This is a genomic window from Curtobacterium pusillum (assembly GCF_013359865.1).
Taxonomy (GTDB): Bacteria; Actinomycetota; Actinomycetes; order Actinomycetales; family Microbacteriaceae; genus Curtobacterium; species Curtobacterium pusillum.
On record NZ_JABMCE010000086.1, the window covers coordinates 242357 to 251632 of the forward strand.

At 73.0% G+C, this 9276-nt stretch carries 11 protein-coding genes; 6 read left to right on the plus strand and 5 right to left on the minus strand.

Going from position 1 to position 9276, the window contains the following annotated elements; genetic code table 11:
• The first annotated feature begins 6 nt into the window (after positions 1-6).
• Both hemB and hemL read left to right on the plus strand, forming a co-directional pair.
• The gene (gene hemB, locus HP507_RS17455) at positions 7-1008 is read left to right on the plus strand and encodes a porphobilinogen synthase (protein WP_175353090.1); all 1002 of its coding nucleotides are present in this window, start codon (positions 7-9) and stop codon (positions 1006-1008) included.
• Positions 1005-2336, plus strand: coding sequence for a glutamate-1-semialdehyde 2,1-aminomutase (gene hemL / locus HP507_RS17460; protein ID WP_175353058.1), 1332 nt, complete (start codon positions 1005-1007; stop codon positions 2334-2336). Before hemB ends, hemL begins: the two co-directional genes overlap by 4 nt.
• Positions 2337-2384: 48 nt before the next feature.
• On the opposite strand, the gene HP507_RS17465 is transcribed toward hemL, so the two are convergent.
• The 4 genes from HP507_RS17465 to HP507_RS17480 form a co-directional block, all read right to left on the minus strand.
• A complete protein-coding gene (locus HP507_RS17465) occupies positions 2385-3179 on the minus strand; it encodes an ABC transporter ATP-binding protein (protein ID WP_271207345.1) in 795 nt (264 codons plus the stop codon).
• A gap of 43 nt (positions 3180-3222) precedes the next feature.
• Positions 3223-3930, minus strand: coding sequence for a GntR family transcriptional regulator (locus HP507_RS17470; protein WP_175353059.1), 708 nt, complete (start codon positions 3928-3930; stop codon positions 3223-3225).
• 98 nt (positions 3931-4028) lie between these two features.
• Positions 4029-5006, minus strand: coding sequence for an MDR family oxidoreductase (locus HP507_RS17475; protein ID WP_175353060.1), 978 nt, complete (start codon positions 5004-5006; stop codon positions 4029-4031).
• A gap of 37 nt (positions 5007-5043) precedes the next feature.
• Positions 5044-6072: a 6-phosphofructokinase gene (locus tag HP507_RS17480; RefSeq protein WP_175353061.1), complete on the minus strand. Its 1029-nt coding sequence runs from the start codon at positions 6070-6072 to the stop codon at positions 5044-5046.
• Positions 6073-6145: 73 nt separating this feature from the next.
• Between HP507_RS17480 and HP507_RS17485 the strand changes: the two genes are divergently transcribed.
• Positions 6146-7105: a DNA-3-methyladenine glycosylase family protein gene (locus HP507_RS17485; protein WP_175353062.1), complete on the plus strand. Its 960-nt coding sequence runs from the start codon at positions 6146-6148 to the stop codon at positions 7103-7105.
• Between the two features lie 17 nt (positions 7106-7122).
• Here HP507_RS17485 and HP507_RS17490 read toward each other — a convergent pair whose 3' ends face one another.
• On the minus strand, positions 7123-7701 hold the full coding sequence (locus HP507_RS17490; RefSeq protein ID WP_175353063.1) for a COG4315 family predicted lipoprotein: 579 nt from the start codon (positions 7699-7701) through the stop codon (positions 7123-7125).
• Between the two features lie 140 nt (positions 7702-7841).
• On the opposite strand from HP507_RS17490, the gene HP507_RS17495 reads away from it, so the two are divergent.
• From HP507_RS17495 to HP507_RS17505, 3 genes are all read left to right on the plus strand, one after another.
• On the plus strand, positions 7842-8525 hold the full coding sequence (locus HP507_RS17495; protein WP_175353064.1) for a YceI family protein: 684 nt from the start codon (positions 7842-7844) through the stop codon (positions 8523-8525).
• Complete coding sequence (locus HP507_RS17500) at positions 8522-9037, plus strand: sigma-70 family RNA polymerase sigma factor (protein WP_175353065.1); 516 nt, start codon at positions 8522-8524, stop codon at positions 9035-9037. The genes HP507_RS17495 and HP507_RS17500 overlap by 4 nt, the downstream gene beginning before the upstream one ends.
• A partial coding sequence (locus HP507_RS17505) for an anti-sigma factor family protein (RefSeq protein WP_175353066.1) occupies positions 9034-9276 on the plus strand: 243 nt, incomplete at its 3' end. The genes HP507_RS17500 and HP507_RS17505, both read left to right, overlap by 4 nt.

The following is a 9276-nucleotide window of genomic DNA, read 5'->3' on the forward strand; positions in this document are numbered from 1 at the left end:
CCTGCCATGCGCCGGCTGGTGGCCGAGACCCGGCTCCACCCGGCCGAGCTCGTGCTGCCGATGTTCATCCGCGAGGGGGCGACCGAGGCGATCGACATCACGAGCATGCCGGGCGTGCAGCAGCACTCGCTCGACTCGTTCCGGCGCGCGCTCAACCAGGCGGCGGAGGTCGGCGTCGGTGGCGTGAACCTGTTCGGCGTGCCGACGACGAAGGACGCGCAGGGCTCGGGCGCGACCGACCCGGACGGCATCCTCAACGTCGCGATCCGGGTCGCGAAGGAGGAGGTCGGGGACGCGCTCGTCGTGCAGTCCGACCTGTGCCTCGACGAGTTCACCGACCACGGACACTGCGGCGTCCTGGCCGCGGACGGCTCCGTCGACAACGACGCGACGCTCCGGCGCTACCGCGAGATGGCCGTCGTGCAGGCGGAGTCCGGCGCCGAGCTCGTCTGCATGAGCGGCATGATGGACGGCCAGATCGCCGCCGCACGGGACGCCCTCGACATCGCCGGGCACACCGGCACAGCGCTGCTCGCCTACGCGGCGAAGTACGCCTCCGCGTTCTACGGCCCGTTCCGCGAAGCCGTGGACTCCTCGCTCGTCGGTGACCGCCGGACCTACCAGATCGATGCCGCGAACGGCCGTCAGGGCCTGCGCGAGGTCGAGCAGGACATCGCCGAGGGGGCCGACATCGTCATGGTCAAGCCGGCGATGAGCTACCTCGACGTCCTCGCGGAGACCGCGGCCACCTCGCCCGTGCCGGTCTGGGCGTACCAGATCTCCGGCGAGTACGCGATGATCACGGCGGCGGCGCTGAACGGCTGGATCGACCGCGACGCGGCCGCGATGGAGGCGCTCGTCGGCATCAAGCGCGCCGGCGCGGACGCGATCCTCACCTACTTCGCCGTCGACATCGCGCGGAAGCTGAACGACGAGGCGGGCCTCCGCACGTCGGGCAGCACCGCGGACGTCGCCGGCATCGCCTCGACCGGGAAGGCCCCCGAATGACCACCAACGACCAGCTGTTCGGCCGCGCCAAGAACAGCATCCCCGGCGGCGTCAACTCGCCCGTCCGCGCGTACGGCTCCGTCGGCGGGACGCCGCGGTTCCTGACGAGCGCGAAGGGGGCGTACGTCACCGACGCCGAGGGTCGCGAGTACGTCGACCTCGTGGCGTCCTGGGGGCCCGCGATCCTCGGTCACGCCCACCCCGCGACCGTCGAGGCGGTGCAGCAGGCGGCCGCCCGCGGACTGAGCTTCGGGGCGTCGACGCCGGGGGAGACCGAGCTCGCCGAACTCGTGAGGCAGCGGGTCTCGGTGGACGGCGACGGCCCGATCGAGAAGCTCCGCCTCGTGTCGACCGGCACCGAGGCGACGATGACCGCGATCCGGCTCGCTCGCGGGTACACCGGCCGCGACCTCCTCGTGAAGTTCGCCGGGCACTACCACGGGCACTCGGACTCCCTGCTCGCCGAGGCCGGTTCGGGTGTCGCCACCCTGGCGCTCCCCGGCAGTGCGGGCATCACCGCCGAGACCGCCGCGCAGACCCTCGTGCTGCCGTACAACGACCTCGAGGCCGTCCGCCGCGCGTTCGAGGAGCACTCCGAGCGCATCGCCGGCGTCATCGTCGAGGCCGCTGCGGCGAACATGGGCGTCCTCGCGCCCGAGCGCGGGTTCAACCGGGCCCTGGCGCAGATCGTCCAGTCGCACGGCGCGCTGCTCATCGTCGACGAGGTGCTCACCGGCTTCCGGGTCGGCTCCGCCGGCTGGTGGGGACTCGAGGCGTCCAAGGTCGTCCCGGACGGCGCCGGGTGGAAGCCCGACCTCGTCACGTTCGGCAAGGTCATCGGTGGCGGGATGCCCCTCGCCGCGCTCGGCGGTCGGCGTGAGGTCATGGACTACCTCGCCCCGCTCGGCCCCGTGTACCAGGCCGGCACCCTGTCCGGGAACCCGCTCGCGGTCGCCGCCGGCATCGCCACGCTCCGGGCCGCCACGGCGGAGGTGTACGCGCACCTGGACCGGACCGCGTCCGTGATCGGCGACGCGACGAGCGCGGCACTGTCCGCCGAGGGCGTCGCGCACACCGTGCAGCACGCCGGGAACCTGTTCTCCTTCGCGTTCACCGACACCGCCCCACGGAACTACGACGACGTGCGGGCGCAGGAGGCGTTCCGGTACGCGCCGTTCTTCCACGCGATGCTCGACGCCGGGGTGACGCTGCCGCCGAGCGTGTTCGAGGCGTGGTTCGTCACGGCCGCCCACGACGACCGTGCCGTCGGGCGGGTGCTCGACGCGCTGCCGGCGGCGGCGAAGGCGGCCGCGAGCGCGACGGCGTAGCGCTGGTCGCTCCTGCGAGGCTGACGGGGGCCGGGAGGCGCGGGTCGGCTAGGACGCTCGGCGCGCGGCCCAGCGCCCCTCGGACCGCAGGATCGCGAGCGGGAAGTCGAAGGCGTGCGACACCGCGGGGGACGTGATGACCTCGTCCGAGGTGCCCTGCGCCACGGCCGCGCCGTCGCGCAGGAGCATCGCGTGCGAGGTCGACGCGGGCAGGTCCTCGAGGTGGTGCGTGACCATCACGCTCCCGAGTTCGGGGTGCCGGTGTCGGAGCGCGTCCACGGTCTCGAGCAGGTGTTCCCGTGCGGCGACGTCGAGCCCGGTGGCGGGCTCGTCGAGGAGCAGCAACTGCGGTTCGGACATGAGGGCCCGGGCGATGAGGGTCCGACCCCGTTCGCCCTGGGAGAGCACGGGCCAGCGCGCGTCCCGTCGTGCCGACAGCCCGACGTCGGCGATGTGGCGCTCGGCCGTCTCGACCTGGGCGCGCGTGGGCTCCCACCGCATCATGATGTCCGTCGTGCCGGTCAGTCCGGTCAGCACGGTCTCGAGGACGGTCAGGGGCGAGAGCATCCGGTGCCGTGGGTCCACGTGCCCGATGTGTTCGCGGAGCTCCCGGACGTCCACGCGCCCGAGGCGGCGGCCGAGCACCTCGACCGCTCCCGCCGTCGGGTGACCGTTCGCCCCGAGGACGGCCAGCAGCGTCGACTTCCCCGCGCCGTTCGGCCCGAGGAGCGCCCAGTGCTCGCCGCGCCGGACGGTCAGGTCGATGTCGTGCAGGATGTCCCGGCCGGACCGGGTCACACGCACCCCGGTGGCCCGGATGAGGACGTCGTCGTTGCTGCTCACGAGACCATCGTGGCGCAGATCGGCGGTCGGTCGGGCGCTCGCGTCAGCGCTTCCGGCCGGTCTGGGCGAGGGTGCTCTCCGTCGGCGCGACCTCGCGGATGTGGTCGGTGTGCTCCTCGACCGTCGCCGTGAGGGATCGGATCGACGCTCCGGCGGCCTCGCCGTCGCGCTTCTTGATCGCGGCCCGGAGCGGGTCGATGAAGTGCTTCACGTCCCAGAAGAGACCGGTCGGGTGCGTCAGCGAGAGGAAGTTGGTCCTCGGGAGGAGCGACGTCGAGAGCTGGGCGAGCAGGTCGTTGTCGGCGGCCGCGATGAGCGCCGAGACCACGGCGCCGAGGTGCTGGGACATGGCCGCGCGGTCCTCGGCGTCGGCCGCGGACCGGAGGGCCTCGAGCGTGTCGAGCAGGTCCTTCGCGGTGCCGTCGTCGAGGTTGGGCACGGACCACCGTGCGGCGAGCTCGGTGAACCCGCCGAGGACCTGGAGGGTGTCGTCGAACTGCTTCAGCGTCGGGGTGGCGACGCGCGTGTACCGGTTCGCCTCCATCTCGACCAGGCCGTAGTCGACGAGCTTGGCGATCGCCTCACGGATCGGGGTGCGACTGACGCCGAGCCACTGCACGAGCTCGTCGTCGTTCAACCGCTCGCCCGCCTGGAGCGTGCCGTCCTGGATCGCGGCGAGCATCTTCTCGAGCACGACGTCGCGCAGGAGCTTCCGCGGCGAGTTCTCGACGGTGGACTTGGGTACCGGCATGCCGGGCTCCTCACAGGCTCAGGTGTTCCGTACTCAAATCCTAGCGTGTCAATATGCAAACGCTTGTAAAATCTCAGTATGCTGATTCGCCGTCGGGCTCAGCGGTCCACGGCCACGACCGTGCGGCCGTGCACGTTCCCGGCGACGACCTCCCCGCCGACGGTGATCGCCTCCTCGAGCCCGACCGTGCGGGTGACCCCGGCGAGGAGCACCGGGTCGAGGTCGGTCGACAGCCGCTCCCACGCCTGTCGCCGCAGGGCCAGCGGGGCATCCACCGAGTTGATGCCGAGGAGCGAGACCGCGCGCAGGATGAACGGCATCACCGTGGTCGGCAGCTCGGAGTCCTGCGCCAGACCGCACGCCGTCACCGCTCCACCCCACCGGGTCGACGACAGGACGTTCGCGAGCGTCGCGCCGCCGACGCTGTCCACGGCCCCGGCCCACCGCGCGCGCTGCAGGGGCTTGCCGAGGTCGGACAGCTCCGTGCGGTCGACGACGTCCGTCGCGCCGAGCGCCCGGAGAGAGGCGTCGTTCGCGACCCGGCCCGTCGACGCCGTCACCGCGTACCCGCGCGCCGCGAGCAGCGCGATCGTCACCGTCCCCACGCCACCGGAGGCACCCGTCACGAGCACCGGACCGTCGCCGGGCGCGACGAACCGTTCCAGGGCGAGGACGCTGAGCATCGCCGTGAACCCCGCCGTGCCGATCGCCGCCGCGAAGGCGTCGTCCACGTCCTCCGGCAGCACGACGAGCGACCCCGACGGCACCACCGTGTGCGCCGCCCAGCCGCCGTGGCGCGTCTCGCCGAGCCCGGCGCCGTTCAGCACGACCCGGTCGCCGATCGCGACGTCGTGCACGCCCGGTCCGAGGGCCGAGACGGTGCCCACCACGTCGATGCCGGGCACGAGGGGGTCGAGCCTGGCGACCCCGGGGTTCATCGCCAGCGCGAGACCGTCCTTGTAGTTGACGCTCGAGTACGTGACGTCGACGAGGGCCTCGCCCTCGGCCGGGTCGGGGACGTCGACCTCGGTGACGGCGGGGGATGCGGAACTGGAGACGAGGACTGCGCGGGTCACGCGTCGGACGCTACCCGTGAGCCCAGGCCCGCGGCCGTCAGCCGAACATGATGGCGGCTTCGTCGTACCGGTACTGGGGCACGGTCTTCAGCTCGCCGAGGGCGTCCTCGAACGACACGTGCACGATGTCCGTGCCCTTCAGCGCGACCATGCGGCCCCACCGCTCCTCGACGACGGAGTCGATCGCCGCCAGGCCCAGCCGGGTCGAGAGCACCCGGTCGTACGCCGTGGGCGTGCCACCGCGCTGGATGTGGCCGAGGGTCGTGGCGCGCGTCTCGATGCCCGTCATCTCCTCGATGAGCGGCGCGAGGCGCTCACCGATCCCGCCCAGACGCGGCCGGCCGAAGGCGTCCAGACCGCGTTCGGTGTGCGCGTTGTCCTCGTGGTCGGGGACGAACCCCTCGGCCACGACGACGAGCGGCGCACGGCCGCGGTCGTACGCGCCGCGCACCCACTTCGCGATCTGCTCCATGCTCGTCTTCTGCTCCGGGATGAGGATCGCGTGCGCCCCCGCCGCCATGCCGGAGTGCAGTGCGATCCAGCCGACGTGACGGCCCATCACCTCGGCGACCATGCACCGCGAGTGCGACTCGCCCGTCGTGCGGAGACGGTCCATGGCCTCGGTCGCGATCGCGACGGCGGTGTCGAACCCGAACGTGTAGTCGGTGGCGCCGAGGTCGTTGTCGACGGTCTTCGGGACGCCGACGATCTTGAGCCCGGCGTCGGTGAGGCGCTTCGCGGCCGCGAGCGTGCCCTCGCCGCCGATCGCCACGATGGCGTCGATGCCGTGGCGCTCGAGCATCCGCTCGATGTTCTCCACGCCGCCGTTCGGGCCTTCGAACGGGTTCGTACGGCTGGTCCCGAGGATCGTGCCGCCCTGCTTGGCGATGCCCTGGATGTCCTTGCGACCGAGCGGGACGATGTCGCCGTCGACCACGCCGCGCCAGCCGTCGCGGAACCCGACGAACTCGTGTCCGTGGATCGCGATGCCCTTGAGGACGATGCCGCGGATGACCGCGTTCAGGCCGGGGCAGTCGCCTCCGGAGGTGAGGATGCCGATGCGCATGGGAACTCCGTCGTCGCGTGGTGGTGGGACAGCCCAATCATGACTGACGGCGGTTCCGCATTACCATCCCCGTGTGTCCCTGCTCGCGTCAGCCTCCGTGCCCGGCGGCTCCGTCGACGCGTCTCGCGTCGACACCGTGTACCGGCCTGGAGGCGCCGTGGACGTCCGCGCGACGCTCCGGCCCCTGCAGCGCGGCTCCGGCGACCCCGCTTTCCGTGTCGAGGGCTCCGACGTGTGGCTCGCGCTCCGGACGCCGTCCGGGCCCGCTTCCGTCGTGGTCCGGCCGGCGGGAGGCGCCGTCGCGGTGTCGGCATGGGGCTCCGGCGCGGAATGGGCGGTCGCACACGCGCCCGAGCTGCTCGGCCGCGGGGACGACTGGTCCGCGCTCGACGTCTCCACGCACCCCTTCCTGCAGGACGCACGGCGGCGCCAGCCCGGGTTGCGGCTCCTCCGCACGAACACCGTCATGGCGATGCTGGTGCCGGCGATCATGGAGCAGAAGGTCACCTCCCGGCAGGCCTGGCGCGCCTGGCGGTACCTGCTCCGGCGGTACGGCACCCCCGCGCCCGGACCGGCACCGGCGGACATGTTCGTGCCCCCGACGGCGGCGGAGTGGGGAGCGATCCCGAGCTGGGAGTGGCACCGGGCCGGGATCGAACCCGGGCGCTCGGCGACCGTGATGCGTGCCGTCCGGGTCGCCCCCGCGCTCGAGCGGACGCTCGCCCTCGGTCGGGGCGGCTCCGTCGTGTCCGCCCGGCTGCAGTCGATCCCGGGCATCGGCAGGTGGACCGCTGCCGAGACCGCCCAGCGCGCCCACGGCGACCCGGACTCCCCGAGCGTCGGGGACTTCCACGTGCCGGCGCTCGTCGGGTGGGCGCTGACCGGGGGACCGGTGGACGACGACGGGATGCTCGAGCTGCTCGAACCCTGGCGCGGGCACCGGGAACGGGTCGTGCGGCTGATCAGTGGTTCGGGCTTCCGGAAGCCGACGTTCGGGCCGCGCATGACGATCCAGGACCACCGCCACCACTGAGAGACCGCTACGGGCGGTCAGCGGTGCTCCGTGCCGTCCGGGTTCACCGCGTACCAGACCCCGCCCACGCCCTGCCCGGTGACGTCCCCAGCCTTCGAGTCGGCCGCGTACGTGTAGATCGGTCGGCCGTCGACGGTGACCTGGAGCTTCCCGTCGACGCCGGTGATCGTGCCGACGGTGCCCGTGACGCCGGACACCGCGGGCTTCGCCGTGTCGGACTCGATCGCGGGCCAGGCGGCCGCGCACCCGCCCGTGCAGGTGCTCTTCCCCGACCCCTTGACGTCCTGGTCGTAGAAGTACGCGGTCATGCCCTTCCCGTCGACGACGACCGTGCCGAGCGAGGTCGACGCGGTCGCGATGCCGTCGTCCGCGCCGTGCCCGTCCCCGCTGCCCCCGGTGTCGTCCGCGCCGTACAGGCCGGAGGACGAGGACGCAGCAGCAGACGACGACGCGGCGGGTGACGAAGCGACGGACGACGGGGCCGAGGACGCCCCGGAGGACGCCGTCGACTGCCCGGAACACCCGGCGAGTGCCAGCGACGCGAACGCGACGCCCGCGACCAGCAGCGCGGGACGGGTCGAACGGATGGTGCGCATGGGGAGACCCCTGTCCTGCGGACCCGGGCCGGGCCTCCCGGCTGGAACGGATCCGCTCACCGGTGACACGGGACGACGAGCCGGATCGTTCGATCCCGATCCGGATCGAACGATCCGGGCACGTGTCTCGTTGACCGGGTGTGAAGAGACGAACGAAGGTCCTGCTCGGCATCGCTGTCGGCGTGGTCGTCGTCGGCGCCGCGGTCGTCGTCGGCGGCCCGGTCGTCTACGCGAACCTCGTGAACGGCGCAGCGGACGCTGCTCCCACGCTCGCGCCGAGCGGGGACGCCACCCTCGCCGCAGCCGATGCCGAGGGACGATGGACGAGCACAGCGGGCAGCTTCGCCGGGTACCGGGTGCACGAGGTCCTCCGGGGCCAGGATGTGACCGTGACCGGACGCACGGAGGACGTCGACGCCCAGGCCACCGTGACGGGCGGATCGCTCACGGCGGCCACCGTCACCGTGCAGGTCGCGTCGATCAGCACGCCGGAGGCCGCCCGCGACGAGTACTTCCGCGGGACCGCGCTCCAGACCGACCGCTTCCCGACGGCGGTGTTCCGCGTCACCGCACCCGTCGACGTGCGGCCGGCGCTCGCCGGGACCGACCGCGACGTCGCGCTCCGCGGGGCCCTCACCCTGCACGGCGTCACGGAGGCGGTGACCGTCCACGCCAAGCTCGGCGTCGACCGCTCCGGGCACGTGCAGGTCGCCGGCTCGATCCCGATCACGTTCGCGGACTACGGCGTCCACGCGCCCGACCTCGGCTTCGTGACGGTGGACGGTCGCGGCGCGGTCGAGTTCTCCCTCGAGCTGGCGATGTGACCGTGGACGCCCGCCCGGCCGACGAACTCCTCACGGCACTGCACGCGGAGCACGCCGACGCGCTCCGTCGGTACGTGCTGCACCTCACCGCGGACCGGGCGCTCGCCGAGGACGTCGTGCAGGAGACGCTCGTACGGGCCTGGCAGCGGCCCGCGGTGCTGGAACGGGAACCGGACGCTGCACGGGCCTGGCTCTTCACGGTCGCCCGCAACCTCGTCGTGGACGACGCCCGGTCCGCCCGTCGGCGCCGCGAGGTCGGATCGGACGACCCCGTCGAGGAGGTCCAACCGGACCGCACCGATGCCGTCCTCGACGGCATCGTCGTCGCCGACGCGCTCGCCGGGCTCTCGCCGGAACACCGTCGGGTCGTGGTCGACGCGTACTGGCTCGGCCACACCGTGCCCGAGATCGCCCGACGGCACGGCATCCCGGAGGGCACCGCGAAGTCGCGACTGCACTACGGTCTCCGCGCCCTCCGGCTCGCACTGCAGGAACGAGGGGTGACCCGATGACCGACGACCGCTACCGGGACTGGGACGCCGCGTACGTGCTCGGATCGCTGCCGACCGACGAGCGACTCGAGTACGAGCGGCACCTGGAGACGTGCGCGGCCTGCCGCGCCGCCGTCGCGGAGCTCGCGGGCATGCCGGGGCTCCTCGGACGGCTGCCGGCCGAGGACGCGGTCGCGATCGCGGAGCCGGACGGGAGGCGCGACGCGGCCCCGGAACGCTCGCTCGCCACCGTCGCGCAC

Bases quoted from the DNA above. Each gene is read 5' to 3' on its own strand.
- hemL (WP_175353058.1), top strand. From the start codon at position 1,005: ATGACCACCAACGACCAGCTGTTCGGCCGCGCCAAGAACAGCATCCCC.
- hemB (WP_175353090.1), top strand. From the start codon at position 7: ATGCGCCGGCTGGTGGCCGAGACCCGGCTCCACCCGGCCGAGCTCGTG.
- HP507_RS17470 (WP_175353059.1), bottom strand. From the start codon at position 3,930: ATGCCGGTACCCAAGTCCACCGTCGAGAACTCGCCGCGGAAGCTCCTG.
- HP507_RS17480 (WP_175353061.1), bottom strand. From the start codon at position 6,072: ATGCGCATCGGCATCCTCACCTCCGGAGGCGACTGCCCCGGCCTGAAC.
- HP507_RS17490 (WP_175353063.1), bottom strand. From the start codon at position 7,701: ATGCGCACCATCCGTTCGACCCGTCCCGCGCTGCTGGTCGCGGGCGTC.